Here is an 18,444-nt window from a genome sequence, read left to right as displayed (position 1 = left end):
TAAATCAAGAGGCCGGAATCCCGGCCGGGAAGAGTTTCGTGGCACAGGCAAAGCACGACCATTCGCACGCCGATCATCACCATCATGGCGCAGCCGGGCATTCCTGCTGCGGCGGCAAGCATGATCACGGCGCGACGCCGGCCGAGGCGGCGTTCGCGATCGATCCGGTCTGCGGCATGAAGGTCAACCCGGCGACCGCCAAGCACCGCTTCAGCTACAAGGGTGAGGAGTATTTGTTCTGCAGCGGCCGTTGCCGCGAGCGCTTCGAGGCCGAGCCCGAGAAGTACCTGATGCCGCGCGCGCCGGAGCCGCCGATGCCGGCCGGCACGATCTACACCTGCCCAATGCACCCCGAGGTCCGTCAGGTCGGTCCCGGCTCTTGCCCGATCTGCGGCATGGCGCTGGAGCCTGAGCAGGTCTCGCTCGACGATGGCCCCGATCCCGAGCTGATCGATATGACCAGGCGGTTCTGGATCGGTCTCGCACTCACGCTGCCGGTGTTCGTGCTTGAGATGGGCAGCCATCTCGGGCTGATGCATCTGGTGCCGATGGGGTGGTCGAACTGGATCTCGTTCGTGCTGGCGACGCCGGTCGTGCTGTGGGCCGGTGCGCCGTTCTTCGTGCGCGGCTGGCAGTCGCTGGTCACGCGCAATCTCAACATGTTCACGCTGATCGCGATGGGCACCGGCGTTGCCTATGTCTACAGCGTCGTTGCCACCTTGGCGCCGCAGCTGTTTCCGCCGGCGTTCCGCGACATGCATGGCGCGGTCGCAGTGTATTTCGAGGCGGCCGCCGTGATCACGGTGCTCGTGCTGCTCGGCCAGGTGCTGGAACTGCGCGCCCGCGCGCAGACCTCGGGCGCGATCCGCGCGCTGCTTGGGCTCGCGCCCAAGACCGCGCGCCGTATCACCGATCATGGCGACGAGGATATCGACATCGACGCGATCAAGGTCGGCGACCGCCTGCGTGTGCGTCCGGGCGAGAAGGTGCCGGTCGACGGCATCGTGATCGAAGGTCGCGCGGTCATCGATGAATCCATGGTCACGGGTGAATCGATGCCGGTCTCGAAGGCCGAGGGTGCCAACGTGATCGGCGGTACCGTCAACCAGAGCGGCGCTCTCGTGATGCGCGCCGACAAGGTCGGCCGCGACACCATGCTGTCGCGCATCGTCGACATGGTGGCGAAGGCGCAGCGCTCGCGCGCGCCGATCCAGCGGCTCGCCGATCGCGTCGCCGGTTGGTTCGTGCCGGCGGTGATCGCCGCCGCCGTCCTCGCTTTCACCGCCTGGTCGGTGTTCGGCCCCGAGCCGCGCCTGACCTTCGCGCTGGTCGCTGCGGTCACGGTGCTGATCATCGCTTGCCCCTGCGCGCTGGGATTGGCGACGCCGATGTCGATCATGGTCGGTGTCGGTCGCGGTGCGCATTCCGGCATCCTGATCCGCGACGCGCAGGCGCTGGAGCGGATGGAGGCGATCGACACGCTGGTGATCGACAAGACCGGCACGCTCACCGAGGGCAAGCCGAAAGTCACCCGCATCATTGCCGCCGAAGGCGTCGACGAGGGCGACCTGCTGCGACTTGCCGCAAGCGTCGAGCAGGGCAGCGAGCATCCGCTGGCGCAGGCGATCATCGCATCGGCCAAGGAGCGCAAGCTCGCATCGTCAGCCGTCAGCAACTTTGCCTCGCCCTCCGGCAGGGGCGCGACCGGCCTCGTTGAGGGCAAGCAGGTTGCGCTCGGTAACGCCATGCTGATGGGCGAACTGAACGTCGCAACGTCAGCGCTCGACGAGGCGGCCGAGACCGCGCGGCGCGACGGCGCGACCGCGATCTATGTCGCGGTCGATGGCCGTATCGCCGGCGTGATCGCGATCGCCGATCCGGTCAAGCCGTCAGCGGCGAATGCGTTGCAGGCGCTGCGCGGCGAGGGCCTGCGCATCGTGATGCTGACTGGTGACAACGAGACCACCGCGCGCGCGGTGGCGAAGACGCTCGGTATCGGCGAGGTCGAGGCCGGGGTGCTGCCGGAGCGCAAGAGCGAGGTCGTGCAGCGGCTGCGCGGCGAGGGCCGTATTGTCGCGATGGCCGGCGACGGCGTCAACGATGCGCCGGCGCTTGCCGCTGCCGACGTCGGCATCGCGATGGGCGGCGGCACCGATGTCGCGATCGAGAGCGCAGGGATCACGCTGCTCACCGGCGACCTGATGGGCCTGGTCCGGGCGCGGCGCCTGTCGGTCGCGACCATGCGCAACATCCGCCAGAACCTGGCGTTCGCCTTCGTCTACAACGCTGCCGGCGTGCCGATCGCGGCCGGTGTGCTGTATCCGCTGTTCGGCATCCTGCTGTCGCCGATGGTCGGCGCCGCCGCGATGGCGCTGTCCTCGGTCAGTGTGATCGGTAACGCGCTGCGGCTGTCGAGGACAAGGCTGGACTAGCTTTCTTACCTCGCCCCGCGTGCGGGGAGAGGCCGGATCGCATCGCGAGATGCGATCCGGGTGAGGGGGATCCTCCACGAGTCCGTCTCTCACCATGATTGCGGAAGCAGCCCCTCACCCCGACCCTCTCCCCGCAAGAGCGGGGCGAGGGAGAAGAAGCGTCATGCCGGCAGCAGCAACTGCGCGCGCCGCTCCCTCTCGGCGTCGAGCCAGGTTGCGAGATCCTCGCTCACCTCGACCATCGGCAGCCGCACCTCGGGGCTGTCGATCAGCCCCTGCCGCCACAGCCAGTGCTTCGCCGGCGCGGGGCTCGGTTCCGCGAACAGCAGCCTCGTCAGGCCGACCACGCTCTGCCAGGCGGCCAGCGCCGCGTCGCGCTTGCCCTGCTGCAACAGCGTGCGGATCGAGGCAAAGGTGTTGGTCTCCAGATGTGCGGACAGCAGGATCGCGCCGTCGGCGCCGTCCGACAGCGCATCGAAGGTCTGCGCATCCTCGCCGGTCAGCACACGGAAGCCGGCCGGCCGCCGGTTGAGGAAGTCGATCGACTGCGCGCGGTCGGCGCTGCAATCCTTCATCCCGGCGATGTTGGGATGCTCGGCGAGCGTCAGCAGCGTCTCGTTGGTCAGGTTCACCGCCGTGCGATAGGGAATGTTGTAGAGCACGATCGGCCATGATGCGTGATCGGCCAGCGCGTTGAAGTGCTGCACGAGGCCGCGCTGCGAGGGTCTGGTGTAATAGGGGCTCGCGATCAGATAGCCGTTGATCGGCCAGTCGGCCGTGTCGTCCAGCGCTTCCTTCATGCGCGCGGTCGAGGCGCCGGAGAGCCCGAGGCAGACCGGTAGATGGCGGGAGCTGGCACTGAGCTCGTCGAGCACGACGCTGACCAGGCCCTCGAGCTCATCCGTGCTGAGCGCCATGCCCTCACCGGAGGTTGCGCCGAGGATGAAGCCGTCGACGGGGCCGCTGGCGTAATGCCGCACGAGGCGGCGCAGCGACGTGGCATCGAGTTCGCCGCCGCGGAACGGCGTGATCAGGGGCAGCCAGAGGCCCTGCAATTGCTGGTGTAGCTCAGTCATGTTCCATCTCCTTGAAGGCAAAGCCGGAGACGGGACCAACAAAAAACCCCGTCCAGACGGCGGGGTTTCGGGATCGGTTGAATGCGATGGTGATCTTATCGCGTGCGATCTCGTGTCCCCGGGAGGGGAGCTTTTTTCGACGAGAGAGCGGCGCACGAAGTCGTGATCATCAGATAATGATGCTGCGCTGCGAGGTTGTTGTCAATGCACACGCTGACCGGGGCGTGCGGCACGTTTTTGCATGACACTGAGGTGAAAGGCATACCGATGAAAAAAAGCCGGGCTCGAGTGAGCCCGGCTTAAGGTATTGGCCACGTGAGGCCGACACAATCACCTTCCAAGAGGGATTACTGAACTTCCGCGCCACTGGAGGAGGGGGACATATGCGCGACGCGACCGCTCAGCGTGTCAACACTATGATCCCCATCGACGCCGTGCAGCAACTATCCAGGTCGCATGTCAGTCATGCGGAGACCGGGGGTAGTGCGAATATCCCTATAAACCAGCCCTATAAGGCCGGCTAATCAGGACGGCCAGCGCTGCGCCTTGCTGACCACGAAGTCGCGGAACACCTGCACCCGGGCCACTGTCTTCAGCTCTTCCGGATAGACGAAGTAGGTGTCGAGCGCGATCGAGTCGGACTCGCCGAACAGCTGCACGAGGTTGTTCTGTTCGACCAGATAGTCCGGCAGCGCGGCGATGCCGAGGCCCTGCTGACAGGCGCGCACCAATCCCAGGATGTTGTTGACCTTGAAGTAGGGTTCGCGCGGACCGGAGCCGTTGCGGCCGGCGTCGATCAGCCAGCTGCGGTTCTGCAGATGCGGCGGCACCTGCGAGTCGCCGAGCATGATGATGCGGTGCGAGTCGAGATCATCGAGCGTCCGCGGCGTGCCGAAGCGCTTGATGTATTCCGGCGAGCAATAGGCGTGGAATCCGATCGAGAACAGCTTGCGCTGGATCAGGTCCGGCTGGGTCGGCTTGCGGGTACGGATCGCAACGTCGGCCTCGCGCATCGACAGGTCGAGGTCCTCGTCGGTGACGATCAGCGAGATCCGGATGTCCGGATAGAGCGCGGTGAATTCGTCGAGCCGCGGGATCAGCCAGTTGATGCCGAGCGCCGGCGGCGTCGTGATCTTGAGGTCGCCGCTCGGCCGCTCGCGGCTGTCGGTGAGCTTGGCGCGCGCCGCCTGCAGCTGCATGAACACGTCATGCGCGGTGCGGAACAGGAGGTCGCCCTGTTCGGTGAGGATCAGGCCGCGGGCATGGCGGTGAAACAGCGAGACCGAGAGCTCCTGCTCCAGCGCGCTGACCTGACGGGAGACCGCCGATTGCGACAGGCCAAGCTGCTCGCCGGCGTGCGTGAAGCTGCCAGCTTCCGCCGCTGCGTGAAAGACCTTCAGCTTGTCCCAATCCATATCCGTAAATCCGTCCCGAGATCGTGCCATGATTATTCCGCCGCTGCGCGATCGCTCGCGCGAAGAGCCAGGAAGCGTTCGGCCTCGAGCGCAGCCATGCAGCCGAGGCCGGCGGCGGTGACCGCCTGCCGGAAGGTTTCGTCCGCCACGTCGCCGGCCGCGAACAGGCCGGGCACCGAGGTCGCCGTGGAGTTCGGCGCCACCTCGACATAGCCCGACGGTTTCAGCTTGATCTGACCTTTGACGAGCTCCGTCGCGGGCGCATGGCCGATCGCGATGAACACGCCGTCGGTCTTGAGGTTCGTCAGTGCGCCGGTCTTGACGTTCTTCAGCCGCACATGGGTGACCTTGTTCGGGTTCTCCGAGCCGCAGATCTCATCGATTGCCGAGTCCCACACGACCTTGATCTTGGGATGCTTGAACAGCCGCTCCTGCAGGATGCGCTCGGCGCGGAAATGATCGCGGCGATGCACGATGGTGACCTGCGAGGCATGGTTGGTCAGGTACAGCGCTTCCTCGACCGCGGTGTTGCCGCCGCCGACCACCACGACTTCCTTGCCGCGGTAGAAGAAGCCGTCACAGGTCGCGCAGGCCGACACGCCGCCGCCCTGGAACTTCTCTTCCGAGGGCAGCCCGAGCCAGCGCGCCTGGGCGCCGGTGGCGAGGATGACGGTCTCGGCGAGATAGACGTCGCCGGAATCGCAGGTCAGGCGAAACGGACGCTGGCCGAGTTCCAGCTTGTTGACGAGATCGGTGACGATCTTGGTGCCGACATGGGCGGCCTGCTTCTCCATCTGCTCCATCAGCCAGGGGCCCTGGATCACATCGGCGAAGCCCGGATAGTTCTCGACGTCGGTGGTGATGGTGAGCTGTCCGCCCGGCTGGATGCCCTGAATCAGGATCGGTTCGAGCATCGCGCGTGCCGCGTAGATCGCTGCGGTGTAACCGGCGGGGCCGGACCCGATGATGACGACCTTGGCGTGGACAGGCGCGGGCATTAGCTGATCCCTCTCTGCTGGGGACTTTGACGGGGACTTGTGTGGGAAGCACCCCGGAGCGGGTCACGGCGGTGCCAAAAGTGTCAAATCCAAGTCTAGGATATCTGGGAAGCTATGCAAGATTTGCAATCCATGGCAGCGATTTTTCCCCGGAACTGAAGTCACTTTCGCGAAATCGTGCGCTGCACGCGCAATAAAATTGCGCAACGCCGGCTGGCTGGGCTATGAGAGTTGCCGGCAGACCTGCCAAGCCATCCAAACTCCTAGGGAACCGTAGTCGCGTGTCGAAGAACCTTGACGAGATCGACCTCAAAATCCTCGCCGAGATCCAGGCCGATGGCCGAATCACCAATGTGGAACTCGCCAAACGCGTCGGCATCTCGCCACCGCCCTGCCTGCGCAGGGTCCGGGCGCTGGAGGAGGAAGGCTACATCCAGGGATACCGCGGCCTGCTCGATCCGCGCCGCCTCGGCTACGACGTCACCGTGTTCGCCTCGGTGCATCTGTCGAGCCAGGCCGACGCTGACCTCCGCGCCTTCGAGAATTTCGTGCGCGCCGAGCCGCTGGTGCGGGAATGCTGGATGCTGTCGGGCGAAGTCGATTTCATCCTCAAATGCGTCGCGCCCGACATGGCGACGTTCCAGGATTTCGTCACCCACCTGACCGCCGCGCCGCATGTGCGCAACGTCAGGACGTCGCTGGTGCTGCACAATTCGAAATATGAGGCGGCGGTGCCGCTCGGCGTGAAGGTGGCGGGCTGACGTTTGCGCTATTCCGCTGCTTGTCTGAAGGGCGGCTCCTCGTCGCGCGACGTCTGTCTCTTCCCGACTAACGCGTCTACGCTCACCGGTCCGCCGCCTGCCGTCGTAAGGTACAGGCAGGCAAAGCAGAACAGTATTGCAGCTGTTCCACCGTTGTTGAGCGGCAGAAGTACGGGCTCGCCCGTCTTCAACATGTGGCCGAGCAGGTAGGCAAAGGCCACTTCACCGGACAAGATGAAAGCAGATGTCCGCGAGAGCAGTCCGATCATCAACAATCCGCCGAGCACCAACTCGATCGCGCCGGCCGTCACGATGAGCGGCGGTGGACTGGCGAAAGCGGCGAGCACCGGAAACTTGAAGATCTTGGCGACGCCGTACTGGAACAGGAGCAGGCCGGTAACGAACCGGAACAGGCTCAAGAGATACGGTTGAAAGCTCGACGCAAATCGATCCACATTCATTGCGCTCTCCACCATCGGTCCCCAGCGTCAACAATGGCGGATCTGTTTGGTTCAAGAGGTGGTGAAATCGCGAGATTGCAATGTCCTCACAAGTTCGTGGTTACATGCGCGAGGGGCGTCTTCGCTGTTTCGTTGCGCCTGCGGCGGAACGATACGCGTGTTGCCGGATTTTGCCGCAAGTCCGTCATATCAGCACGCTTCTGCCGCCGGCGTGCTATGGCCTCCGCTGTCGCAACGCGTCGAGGCTGAGCGGCCCGCCGCCTGCCGTGGCCAGGTAGAGGCAGGTGAAGCAGAATAGGATCGCAAGCGTGCCGTCGCTGAGCAGCGGAAAGAAACTGACAGGCGCGTGCTCGATGAAATAGGCGAAGGCCATCTCGCCGGACAGGACGAAGGCGACGATCCGGGTCAGCAGGCCCAGCATCAGCATTCCGCCGAGCACGAGTTCGAACATGCCGGCGATGCCGAACAGCGAGAACGGCGTCACGTCCGCAAATATCTCGACGTGCGGAAACTTGAACAGCTTGGCGACGCCGAACTGGAAGAGCAGCAGCCCGGTGATGAATCGGAGAATGCTCAGCAGATAAGGCTGAGCGATTGCGCCGAGGCGATCTAGGTCCATGTCATTCTCCAAAGAAAATGCGCGCCGTTGCGTGCGCGCATTATGGAGCATGAAACGGCGCTGTCACGCCTGGCCTGCGAGTCCTTGCTGGAGCGCTAGGCGGTCTTACTCTCGCGAATAGCGTCCAGGCTCAAGGGGCCGGGACCAGCGAACACGAAATAGAGGAAGACGAAGCAGTAGACTGCGGCGAGTTCGCCCCCGTTCAGGATGGGATAGAAGCTCTTGCCCGCATGCGCCATGAAGTATGCGACGGCGGTAAATCCCGAGAGGATGAACGCCACCGGACGCGTGAACAGGCCAACGATAAACAGCGTGCCACCGATGAGCTCGATCAATCCGCCGACGCCCATCAGCGAGCTGATGTCGACGTTGGCGAACATCGGAACAGACGGAAAATGGAGGATCTTCGCGGTGCCGTGCTGCAGCAGGCTGAGCCCGACATAGATGCGAAGGATGCTTAGAAGGCTAGGCGAATACCGCCCGGCGAGAGTGCTGATCATGCTTTCGTCCCCGATAGTTATGCTACATAATCATTCCGGGGCGGAGCTATTAACAAGTTAAGCAGACTTGACAACTCACAATCCTGTCAGAGCTCTGGAAGAGCTGACGGGCCGCCCAACAAAAAGCCGCGTGCAGGACGCGGCCTTTTTGCACCAGTCACATCAAAGTAACTACCGCCACTCGACCTTGGTGATCTCGTAGGCCTTGGCACCGCCCGGCGCCATCACTTCGACGGTGGTGCCCTTCTTCTTGCCGATCAGCGCGCGCGCGAGCGGCGAGGTGATAGAGATGCGGCCCTTCTTGGCGTCGGCTTCGACCTCGCCGACGATCTGCCACACCGCTTTCTTCTCGGTGTCCTCGTCGATCAGCGTCACGGTGGCGCCGAACTTGATGGTGTCGCCGGAGAGTTTCGAGATGTCGATGATGTCGGCGCGCGCAAGCTTGTCCTCGAGCTCGGCGATGCGGCCCTCGTTGTGCGATTGCTCTTCCTTGGCGGCGTGATACTCGGCGTTCTCCGAGAGGTCGCCGTGCGAACGCGCTTCCGCAATGTGTTCGATGATGCGCGGACGATCCTCCGACTGGCGCTTCTTGAGCTCGTCCGTCAGCGCGGCGTATCCGCCCGCGGTCATCGGAACCTTATCCATCATCTTCGTCCTTCATCGCGCGCGCCCGGCGGCCGTGCACGAATATCCAGTTCAGCTAACGCAGGAATCAGGGCGTGAATGCGCCCGGAAGCCCAGTGATTATCGGCCCCGCTAAGGGCCGTGACAACAATCCAAGCGCGCGGTGAGTTCCAGCCATTCGGCTAATTGACCGCTTCAGGCCTTCAGCCCGGGCAGCGGTCAGCTTTCGGAAAAGTAACTCTGAAGCGTGCGGACCTCAAGGTCCCCGTCCCGATAGGCCCGGATCCCCCGTGCGGCGGCCACCGCGCCTGAAAGAGTGGTGTAATATGGCACTTTATGCAAGAGGGCAGCCCGCCGCAGCGAACGGCTGTCGGCCAGCGCCTGCGGACCTTCGGTGGTATTGAAGACCAGCTGGACGTCGCCATTGGTGATGGCGTCGACGATATGCGGACGGCCTTCGAGCACCTTGTTGACCTTTTCCGTCGGCACGCCGTTATCGCTGAGATAGCGTTGCGTGCCTGAGGTTGCCATCACCTTGAAGCCGAGCGAGTGCAACAGTCGCACCGCATCCGCGATGCGCATCTTGTCGTCGCCACGCACCGAGACGAACACCGTGCCCTGCCGCGGCACGCGCGTGCCGCCGCCGAGTTGGCTCTTGGCGAATGCGACCTCGAAGGAGCGGTCGATGCCCATCACCTCGCCGGTCGAGCGCATCTCCGGCCCGAGCACGGTGTCGACGCCGGGGAAGCGTGCAAACGGGAATACCGATTCCTTGACGCCGACATGGCCGAGCTTCTTCTTCTTCAGCTTGAAGTCGGCGAGCTTCTCACCGGCCATGATCCGCGCCGCGATCTTGGCGACCGGCGTGCCGACCACCTTGGCGACGAACGGTACCGTGCGGGACGCGCGCGGGTTGACTTCGAGCACGTAGATCTCGCCGTCCTTGATGGCGTATTGCACGTTCATCAGGCCGACCACGTCGAGCCCGAGCGCGAGTTCGCGGGTCTGCCGCTCCAGCTCCTCGATGGTGCTGGCGTCAAGCGAATGCGGCGGCAGCGAGCAGGCGGAGTCGCCGGAGTGGATGCCGGCTTCCTCGATGTGCTCCATGATTCCGACGATGAAAGTGTCCTTGCCGTCGCAGAGGCAGTCGACGTCCACCTCGGTCGCGTCGGACAGATAGCGATCGAACAGCAGCGGGTTCTTGCCGAGCACGGTGTTGATCTGCCCGGTCTTGTCGTTCGGATAGCGCGCCTTGACGTCGGCGGGCACCAGCTCCGGCAGCGTTCCCAGCAGGTAGTCGTTGAGCTGGGTTTCCTCGCGGATGATCTGCATCGCGCGGCCGCCGAGCACGTAGGACGGACGCACCACCAGCGGCAAATCGAGATCGGCTGCGACCAGGCGGGCCTGCTCGACCGAATAGGCGATGCCGTTCTTCGGCTGCTTGAGGCGGAGCTTGTCGAGCACGCGCTTGAAGCGGTCGCGGTCCTCGGCGAGGTCGATCGCATCGGGCGAGGTGCCGAGGATCGGCACTTCGGCGGCTTCCAGCGCGCGGGCAAGCTTCAGCGGGGTCTGGCCGCCGAACTGCACGATCACGCCGTGCAGCGTGCCGTTCTTGCGCTCGGTCGCGATGATCTCGAGCACGTCCTCACCGGTAAGCGGTTCGAAGTAGAGCCGATCGGCGGTGTCGTAGTCGGTCGACACCGTCTCCGGATTGCAGTTGACCATGATGGTCTCGTAGCCCGCGTCCTCGAGTGCGAAGCAGGCATGGCAGCAGCAATAGTCGAACTCGATGCCCTGGCCGATGCGGTTCGGCCCGCCGCCGAGGATGATCACCTTCTTGCGATCCGACGGCGCGCTCTCGTCGGCAAGCTCGCCCGCGAACGGCCGCTCATAGGTCGAATACATGTAGGCGGTGGGCGAGGCGAACTCTGCCGCGCAGGTGTCGATGCGCTTGAATACCGGACGCACTCCGAGCGCATGACGCTTGGCGGTGACCTCGGCTTCGGTCGATTCCGTCAGCACGGCGAGCCGCGCATCCGAGAAGCCCATCGCCTTCAGCATCCGCATCGAGAACGCATTGGCCGGCAGGCCGCTGCTGCGGACCTTGTCTTCCATCTCGACGATGCCGCGCAGTTCGGCAAGGAACCAGGGATCGATCTTGCAGGAGTTGAAGATCTCCTCGTTCGACCAGCCGAGCCGCATCGCCTGCGCGACCTGCAGCAGGCGGTTCGGTGTCGGCGTGCCGAGCGCGGCGCGGATCGCGTTCTTGTCGTCGCTGCGGCCAAGGCCTTCGATGTCGATCTCGTCGAGGCCGGTCAGCCCGGTCTCGAGCCCGCGCAGCGCCTTCTGCAGGCTCTCCTGGAAGGTGCGGCCGATCGCCATCACCTCGCCGACCGACTTCATCGAGGTCGTCAGCGTGGGGGAGGCGCCGGGGAATTTCTCGAACGCGAAGCGCGGGATCTTGGTGACGACGTAGTCGATGGTCGGCTCGAACGAAGCCGGCGTGGCGCCGCCGGTGATGTCGTTGGCGATCTCGTCGAGCGTGTAGCCGATCGCAAGCTTGGCTGCGACCTTGGCGATCGGGAAGCCGGTCGCCTTCGACGCCAGCGCCGAAGAACGCGACACGCGCGGGTTCATCTCGATCACGACCATGCGGCCGTCGTCCGGATTGATGCCGAACTGCACGTTGGAGCCGCCGGTCTCGACGCCGATCTCGCGCAGCACCGCAATCGATGCGTCGCGCATGATCTGGTATTCCTTGTCGGTGAGCGTCAGTGCCGGCGCCACCGTGATGGAATCGCCGGTGTGCACGCCCATCGGATCGACGTTCTCGATCGAGCAGATGATGATGCAATTGTCCTTCTTGTCGCGCACCACCTCCATCTCGAACTCTTTCCAGCCGAGAACGGATTCCTCGATCAGCACCTCGTTGGTCGGCGAGGCATCGAGACCGCGCTCGATGATGTCGAGATATTCTTCCTTGTTGTAGGCGATGCCGCCGCCGGTGCCGCCGAGCGTGAAGGAGGGGCGGATGATCGCGGGCAGGCCGATATCGGACAGTGCCATCAGCGCTTCGGCCAAAGCCTGCTGCTGGTAGCGCTTGCGGCGTTCGTTCTCGCCGGCTTCCCACTTGCGTTCGAAGGCTTCGAGCTCGGCGCCGGACAGCTTGGCCTGATCGGCGAGGTATTTGTCGCGGTCGGACTTCTTCAGCGCCGATGCGTTGGCGAGCCGCGACCGTGGCGTCTGCAGCCCGATCTTCTCCATGGCGTCGCGGAACAGCTGGCGGTCTTCGGCCTTGTCGATCGCGTCCGCGGTGGCGCCGATCATCTCGACGTCGAACTTCTCCAGCGTGCCCTGCTTGCGCAGCGACAGCGCGCAGTTCAGCGCGGTCTGGCCGCCCATGGTCGGCAGCAGTGCGAAGCCGCCGGGCAGGACGTAGCGTTCCTTTTCGATGATCTTGGCGACGATCTCGGGCGTGATCGGCTCGATATAGGTCGCGTCGGCCAGCTCCGGGTCGGTCATGATCGTCGCCGGGTTGGAATTGACCAGGACGATCCGATAGCCCTCCTCCTTCAGCGTCTTGCAGGCCTGCGTGCCGGAATAGTCGAATTCGCAGGCCTGGCCGATCACGATGGGACCGGCGCCGATGATCAGGATGGTGGAGATGTCGGTTCTTTTGGGCATCAGCTCTCGCGGACTGGAATTTGGGCACAAAAAAAGGGCGCGCTTCCCGCGCGTCCCTCGAGCCCTGCGCTACATGTTGTAGCGCGGGAGGCGCGATCCCTCGCGCGCGGGTGGTCTTTAGACCAGTTTCCGCACCCGCGAAACCCCCAAAAACGCTCAATCAACCGCGATTCTGGGGGAAAATCCGCATTCGGCATATGCCAGGTTGGGGGGTGATCGGGGGAGGGAATGCTCGGTAGGAGCCCGGCTTCGCCCTGCGGGCTACGCCGCGGCAGCCTTCGCTAGGAAAAGGCTTGCCGAGCCGAAGCTGCGCGAGCAGCGAAGGCTGGAGGCCCGGCCTGGATTTGAACCAGGATAAACAGTGTTGCACCACTGCCGCGTCGACGCTTCCGCCACCGGGCCGAGCGGATCATTGCTGATTATTTCGGCGGTCGCTACGTTTACTTTTGGTTAACCCTAACTTTTTCTGCAACCTTGGGTCAGTGGCGGGCCACGAATGTCATCCGCCACGGGTTGTGCCCGATGTTGCGCGGCGCGCGGGTGGCGGTGAAGCCGGCGGCGCCGAGCTTTGCGATCATCTCGTCCTCACGGTAGCGCTGCAGTCCGATCCTGGTGCGCAGCTGCCGGTAATCGGACAGCGCGGTCGAGGCCAGCCCGACCAGCGCATCGCGGAGGAAGCCGTGGGTCGCCGCAAAGCGCAGCAGCGCGATGACGTCCTTGGCCATGCCGACTTCGGGCCGCAGGATATCGCCGAGCACGAAGCGGCCCGAGGGTTTCAGCAGGCGGTGGATCACGTCGAATGCGTTGTCGAGTTCCTGCGGCGTCATGTATTGCGCCACCGAGTTCATCACCACGAGGTCGATCGTATCTGCTTCCATATGCTTCAGGTCATCGAGCGAGCGGACGCGGATCCTGGTGTCGGGCGCAAAGCGCGCGACCAGCCGGCCGCGCACGCCGGGCGCGGGCTCCGCCAGATAGAGCTGCGCGCAGGCATTGGCGACCTTGGTCGCCGACAGCGCCTCACCGCAGGCATAGTCGAGCACCACGGCGTCGGGCGAGGTGATGTAGCCGATGATGTCGTTTGCGATGACCTGGAAATGCAGGTCGCGGTGCAGTCGGCTCGCATAAATCGTATGTGTGGAATCGTAATAATCGATCCAATCATCCATCGCGCTTGGTATCCGGCAGAACGGGTTCCTGGGCTCCAGGAACGGGTGGGCTGATGATGCGTTAGCGGTCCGGCGTCCAATGTTCAATGCGCCGAAATACGGGGGTCCTAACAGGAAGGTTTACCGTGAGCAAAGCCAAGAGTGACACCAGGACTGACAAGATCTCGCCCGATCTCGACACGCCGAGCGACCTGCCGCAGGTTGCGGTGGATACGATCTCGGCCTCGCTCAACGTGCTGCTGGCAGACGCCTTCGCGCTCTATTTGAAGACCAAGAATTTCCATTGGCATGTCAGCGGCCGGCATTTCCATGATTACCATTTGTTGCTGGACGAGCAGTCGGACGCGATCTTCGCGACCACCGACCAGATCGCCGAACGGGTGCGCAAGCTCGGCGGCGCGACGCTGCGGTCGATCGGCGACATCGCCAAGCATCAGACCATCAAGGACAATGACGAGGCCTATGTCCCGCCGCGCGAAATGCTGCGCGAGTTGATGGAAGACAACAAGCACATCGCGGCCGCGATGCGCAAGGCGCACAAGCTCGCCGACGACCATGAAGATTCCGGCACCGCCGGCCTGCTCGAAACCTTCATCGACGAAACCGAGCGCCGCACCTGGTTCCTGTTCGAGGCCAGCCGTCAGGAAGGCAGCAACGCGGCTTAGCCCCATATTCTCGTCGCCTGCGCAATTGCGCACGGGGGGCCGGGACCCATAACCACCAATGGTAATTGTTGTGCGACGCTGGAGCCCCAGCGCTGTGTGACATCCTGTGGTTATGGGTCCCGGCCTTCGCCGGGACGACGGACAGAATTCCACAGCCGCACCAGCGGTCCGTCCTTGCCCATCACCGGATCAGTCGCCGGAATCGCGACCAGCGGGATCGTCTTCAACGCCCGCGCGTGGTTCTCCGGCGAAGTCCGTTGCAGGTCCATCGGCGGTCCGGGCGGATAGGCGCCGACCACACTGAAATCGTTGCTCGCCGACAGGCACTGATGCCCGGTGCCGGCCGGCAGGATCGCGACGTCGCCGGCTGCGATCTCGAGCGCTTGTCCATGCGCGCCGCCGAACTGCACCCGCGCGCGGCCGCGGGCGACGCCCAGCACCTCGTGCACGGTGGCATGGTAATGCGTGAAATCGTAGACGCCGTTGCGCCACATCGCACCCCAGCCATTGCTGCCGAACAGCTGCTCGATCGTGGCCTCGGGATCGCGCCCGGGATCGACGACACCCTTGTAGGCCAGGAACGGCATCGGACTGTTCGGCACCAGCCCGTCGTCTTGAAAGACGATGGCGAGTGGCTCGGCTCCGGCTTTGATTGCGGACATGGCGATCCTCCGGCAAGTGTGAGCAACACTATCTGCGGAGCAACCCGCTGTCAGCGCCGCGCGTTCCCCGGGGGGCGACCAAACTCAGCTCGTCCTGGTCAGCCCGCTTTGGGCAGTTCGAACACCAGGCAGGTCGTGGTGGCATGCGCGACCAGCTTGCCCTTGTCGTCGGTGATGCGGGCTTCGGCGGTTGCGACCCGGCGGCCGGCATTGAGCACCTGGCCCTCGGTGCGGATCGTGCCGGTGTCCTGGCTCATGCCGCGGACGAAGGAGATCTTGAACTCCAGCGTGGTGTAGCCAAAGCCCTGCGGCAGCGTGGTCTGCACCGCGAGCCCCATCGCGGAATCCAGCAGGATCGCGGCGTAGCCGCCATGCACCGAGCCGATCGGGTTGTAGTGACGCAGGCCGGGGATGCTGTGGATCACCACATGGCCGGCCTCGGCGGAGCAGTCGAACGGTTCGACGTTCTCCATGATCGGCGGCTCCGGCAGGGTGCGGGCGAAAATGCCGCGCACGAAGTCGAGCCCCGGCATCGACGCCATCACCGCCATCGAGGAGACGCCGTAAACGGGCTTCGGGGGCGGGCTGGCGGTCATGTCGGGCAATCCTGCTGCTTGATGATCGTCGTCATATGACTTGGCGGCGTCCGCTCATGCAAGGCGTCACAAAAGATCATGCCCGGACCAGATGGCCCGGGCATGCGGTATTCGATGAAGGACTGCGCAGATGGCTGCGGCTTACGCCGCCTGCTTCTTCTTCCGCATCAGATCGGCAAATCGCTGGAACAGATAGTGCGAGTCGCGCGGGCCGGGCGAGGCCTCGGGGTGGTACTGCACCGAGAACACGGGCTTGCCTTCGAGCGCGATGCCGCAATTGGAGCCGTCGAACAGCGAGACGTGGGTCTGGGTCGCGCCTTTCGGCAGCGTCGCCTGATCCACCGCAAAGCCGTGGTTCATCGAGGTGATCTCGACTTTGCCGGTGGTCTCGTCCTTGACCGGATGGTTGGCGCCGTGATGGCCCTGATGCATCTTCATGGTCTTCGCCCCGACGGCGAGGCCGAGCATCTGGTGGCCGAGGCAGATGCCGAAGGTCGGCGTCCCCGAGGCAATCACCTTCTGGATCACGGGCACGGCATATTTGCCGGTCGCGGCGGGATCGCCGGGGCCGTTCGACAGGAACACGCCGTCCGGCTTCATCGCCAGGATGTCTTCGGCCGCCGTCGTCGCCGGCACCACGGTCACCTTGGCGCCGACGCCGGCGAGCAGGCGCAGGATGTTGCGCTTGATGCCGTAGTCGATCGCGACCACGTTGAATTCTGGCGCGGTCTGCTGGCCAAAACCCTTGCCCCACGTCCAGGGCGTCTCATCCCAGGTGAAGCGCTGGCCGGAGGTGACCATCGGCACCAGGTCCATGCCTTCCAGGCCGGGCCATTCGCGGGCCTCTTCCTTCAGGGCGTGCAGGTCGAACTCGCCGGTTTTCGCGTGCGCGATCACCGCATTGGGCATGCCCTTGGAGCGGATCAGCGCGGTCAGTGCGCGGGTGTCGATGCCGGAGAGGCCGATGATGCCGCGCGCCTTCAACCATTGGTCGAGGTGGCGGGTGGCGCGGTAATTCGAGGGATCCGTGATCGCCGAGCGCAGGATCACGCCGCGCGCGCCTGGCGTCGCGGCCATGTTCACCGTCTCGATGTCTTCCTCGTTGGTACCGACATTGCCGATATGCGGGAAGGTGAAGGTGATGATCTGGCCGGCATAGGACGGATCGGTGAGGATCTCCTCATAGCCGGTCATCGCGGTGTTGAAGCAGACCTCGCCGACGGCGTGGCCTTCCGCGCCGAGACCGAAGCCTTCCAGCACGGTACCATCGGCGAGCACAAGGAGCGCGGTCGGTTTGTGGTCCGGCCAGGCGGGAGCGTTTTCAGGGGTTGTCATGAGCCCTTTAAATAGTCGCCGCACCCTGCGGCGTCAAAGCGAAAGGGCACGGATTCACACGGCAATCCCGGTCGATTTGACAGGCCGGAACGGCCTTTTAATCTAAAGTTCCCTGAAGCGGCCGTTTGCTTGCCGAAAATGACCCGGTCCGGAGCTCCCGCATGGATAACACGATGCCGATCCTGCTCGTCCCGGGCCTCATCTGCTCACCGCGGATTTTCGCCCCGGTGATCCCGGCGCTGTGGCGGTTCGGGCCGGTCACGGTCGCCAACCACGTTCGGGACGACAATATGGGGGCGATCGCCCGCCGCATCCTGGCCGAGGCGCCACCGCGCTTTGCCCTCGCGGGGCACTCGATGGGCGGCTACATCGCCTTCGAGATCATGCGGCAGGCGCCCGAGCGGGTGGCCAAGCTGGCGCTGATGAGCACCCAGGCGCGGGCCGACACGCCGGAAGCGACCGCCCGTCGCCGCGGCATGATGGAGCGTGCCAAAAGCGGGCAATATCGCAGCGTGGTCGACGAGCTGTTTCCGGGCTTCGTGCATCCGTCGCGGCAGGGCGACGCCGGCCTGCGCCAGATCGTCGACGACATGAGCGAGGATGTCGGCGCCGAGGCCTTCATTCGCCAGCAAAACGCGGTGCTCAGCCGACCGGATTCGCGGCCAAGCATGGCTTGGATCAAGTGCCCGACCTTGGTGCTGACGTCGGATACCGACAACACCGTGCCGAACGCGTTATCGGACGAGATGGCCAACGGCATTCCTGGAGCCAAGCTCGTGGTGATCCCCAATTGCGGTCACCTGCCGCAGCTGGAGCAGCCGCAAGCCTGCGCCGATGCGTTGGTCGAATGGTTGCGGAACTAAAGCGTTTTCGAGCGAAGTGGAGGCCGGTTCGCGCCAGGAATACGCGGCAAACTAGAGTTGTTCTGCTGCCGCAAACTGCCTACATGAAGGGATTACCGGCTTAAGGACACCAGAATGCTGCGCGACGACATCAATACTGCGGTCAAGGAAGCGATGAAGGCCAAGGACGAGCGCAAGCTCTCCACGCTGCGCATGGTCAATTCGACCATCAAGAACGCCGACATCGACGCGCGCGGGCAGGGCAAGCCGCCACTCTCCGATGCCGATCTGCTCGGCGTGCTGCAGAAGATGATCAAGCAGCGCCAGGAGTCGATCGAGCTCTACGACAAGGGTGGCCGCGCCGAGCTCGCCGCCCAGGAGCGCGCGGAGATCGCCGTGATCTCGGTGTACCTGCCGAAGCAGATGTCGGACGACGACGTGAAGGCGGCGATCTCGGCCATCATCGCCGAGACCAATGCCGCCGGGATCAAGGACATGGGCAAGGTGATCGGCGCCTTGAAGGCGAAATACGCCGGCCAGATGGATTTCGGCAAGGCCAGCGGCCTCGTCAAGTCGGCGCTCGCGGGATAGCAGCGGAGGCTTCC

At 64.3% G+C, this 18,444-nt stretch carries 17 protein-coding genes and 1 tRNA gene; 5 read left to right on the top strand and 13 right to left on the bottom strand.

Annotation, left to right across the window (positions count from 1 at the left end; all coding sequences use genetic code 11):
• The first annotated feature begins 38 nt into the window (after positions 1-38).
• Positions 39-2,432: a heavy metal translocating P-type ATPase gene (locus JQ616_RS01165; protein ID WP_212011594.1), complete on the top strand. Its 2,394-nt coding sequence runs from the start codon at positions 39-41 to the stop codon at positions 2,430-2,432.
• A gap of 161 nt (positions 2,433-2,593) precedes the next feature.
• Here JQ616_RS01165 and dapA read toward each other — a convergent pair whose 3' ends face one another.
• The 3 genes from dapA to trxB all read right to left on the bottom strand — a co-directional run bounded on the left by dapA (position 2,594) and on the right by trxB (position 5,921).
• Positions 2,594-3,508: a 4-hydroxy-tetrahydrodipicolinate synthase gene (dapA, locus tag JQ616_RS01160; protein WP_212011592.1), complete on the bottom strand. Its 915-nt coding sequence runs from the start codon at positions 3,506-3,508 to the stop codon at positions 2,594-2,596.
• Between the two features lie 524 nt (positions 3,509-4,032).
• Complete coding sequence (locus JQ616_RS01155) at positions 4,033-4,953, bottom strand: LysR family transcriptional regulator (protein WP_028344089.1); 921 nt, start codon at positions 4,951-4,953, stop codon at positions 4,033-4,035.
• A gap of 2 nt (positions 4,954-4,955) precedes the next feature.
• Positions 4,956-5,921, bottom strand: coding sequence for a thioredoxin-disulfide reductase (trxB, locus tag JQ616_RS01150; protein WP_212011590.1), 966 nt, complete (start codon positions 5,919-5,921; stop codon positions 4,956-4,958).
• 281 nt (positions 5,922-6,202) lie between these two features.
• Between trxB and JQ616_RS01145 the strand changes: the two genes are divergently transcribed.
• The gene (locus tag JQ616_RS01145; RefSeq protein WP_028333106.1) at positions 6,203-6,682 is read left to right on the top strand and encodes an Lrp/AsnC family transcriptional regulator; all 480 of its coding nucleotides are present in this window, start codon (positions 6,203-6,205) and stop codon (positions 6,680-6,682) included.
• Positions 6,683-6,690: 8 nt separating this feature from the next.
• Here the strand turns inward: JQ616_RS01145 and JQ616_RS01140 are convergent, their stop codons facing one another.
• The 7 genes from JQ616_RS01140 to JQ616_RS01110 form a co-directional block, all read right to left on the bottom strand.
• Complete coding sequence (locus JQ616_RS01140) at positions 6,691-7,143, bottom strand: DoxX family protein (protein WP_249136308.1); 453 nt, start codon at positions 7,141-7,143, stop codon at positions 6,691-6,693.
• 214 nt (positions 7,144-7,357) lie between these two features.
• Positions 7,358-7,762 carry a DoxX family protein gene (locus tag JQ616_RS01135; RefSeq protein WP_212011588.1) on the bottom strand — a complete coding sequence of 135 codons (405 nt, stop codon included), beginning with the start codon at positions 7,760-7,762 and terminating at the stop codon, positions 7,358-7,360.
• A gap of 95 nt (positions 7,763-7,857) precedes the next feature.
• On the bottom strand, positions 7,858-8,262 hold the full coding sequence (locus JQ616_RS01130) for a DoxX family protein (RefSeq protein ID WP_212011586.1): 405 nt from the start codon (positions 8,260-8,262) through the stop codon (positions 7,858-7,860).
• A gap of 171 nt (positions 8,263-8,433) precedes the next feature.
• The gene (gene greA, locus JQ616_RS01125) at positions 8,434-8,907 is read right to left on the bottom strand and encodes a transcription elongation factor GreA (protein WP_157113323.1); all 474 of its coding nucleotides are present in this window, start codon (positions 8,905-8,907) and stop codon (positions 8,434-8,436) included.
• Positions 8,908-9,105: 198 nt separating this feature from the next.
• Positions 9,106-12,570 carry a carbamoyl-phosphate synthase large subunit gene (gene carB / locus JQ616_RS01120; RefSeq protein WP_212011585.1) on the bottom strand — a complete coding sequence of 1,155 codons (3,465 nt, stop codon included), beginning with the start codon at positions 12,568-12,570 and terminating at the stop codon, positions 9,106-9,108.
• 326 nt (positions 12,571-12,896) lie between these two features.
• Positions 12,897-12,972: transfer RNA gene (locus JQ616_RS01115), tRNA-OTHER, on the bottom strand.
• A gap of 77 nt (positions 12,973-13,049) precedes the next feature.
• Positions 13,050-13,739, bottom strand: a complete 690-nt coding sequence (locus JQ616_RS01110; protein ID WP_212011583.1) for a class I SAM-dependent methyltransferase — start codon at positions 13,737-13,739, stop codon at positions 13,050-13,052.
• Positions 13,740-13,864: 125 nt separating this feature from the next.
• Here JQ616_RS01110 and JQ616_RS01105 point away from each other — a divergent pair, with 125 nt between their 5' ends.
• A complete protein-coding gene (locus JQ616_RS01105) occupies positions 13,865-14,404 on the top strand; it encodes a Dps family protein (protein WP_212011581.1) in 540 nt (179 codons plus the stop codon).
• Between the two features lie 110 nt (positions 14,405-14,514).
• Here the strand turns inward: JQ616_RS01105 and JQ616_RS01100 are convergent, their stop codons facing one another.
• From JQ616_RS01100 to carA, 3 genes are all read right to left on the bottom strand, one after another.
• On the bottom strand, positions 14,515-15,066 hold the full coding sequence (locus JQ616_RS01100) for a cupin domain-containing protein (RefSeq protein WP_212011580.1): 552 nt from the start codon (positions 15,064-15,066) through the stop codon (positions 14,515-14,517).
• 98 nt (positions 15,067-15,164) lie between these two features.
• Positions 15,165-15,662: a PaaI family thioesterase gene (locus JQ616_RS01095; protein ID WP_212011579.1), complete on the bottom strand. Its 498-nt coding sequence runs from the start codon at positions 15,660-15,662 to the stop codon at positions 15,165-15,167.
• 141 nt (positions 15,663-15,803) lie between these two features.
• Entirely contained in the window at positions 15,804-16,997 is a 1,194-nt protein-coding gene (gene carA, locus JQ616_RS01090; RefSeq protein ID WP_212011578.1) for a glutamine-hydrolyzing carbamoyl-phosphate synthase small subunit, read from the bottom strand.
• A gap of 161 nt (positions 16,998-17,158) precedes the next feature.
• Between carA and JQ616_RS01085 the strand changes: the two genes are divergently transcribed.
• Positions 17,159-17,860, top strand: coding sequence for an alpha/beta fold hydrolase (locus JQ616_RS01085; protein WP_212011577.1), 702 nt, complete (start codon positions 17,159-17,161; stop codon positions 17,858-17,860).
• Positions 17,861-17,974: 114 nt separating this feature from the next.
• Complete coding sequence (locus JQ616_RS01080; protein ID WP_212011576.1) at positions 17,975-18,430, top strand: GatB/YqeY domain-containing protein; 456 nt, start codon at positions 17,975-17,977, stop codon at positions 18,428-18,430.
• Positions 18,431-18,444 lie beyond the last annotated feature (14 nt).

Origin of the sequence: Bradyrhizobium tropiciagri, from assembly GCF_018130545.1 — a bacterium.
Classification (GTDB): Bacteria; Pseudomonadota; Alphaproteobacteria; order Rhizobiales; family Xanthobacteraceae; genus Bradyrhizobium; species Bradyrhizobium tropiciagri_A.
Note: the sequence above shows the minus strand (reverse complement) of the source record. Positions and strands in the feature narration are given on the sequence as shown.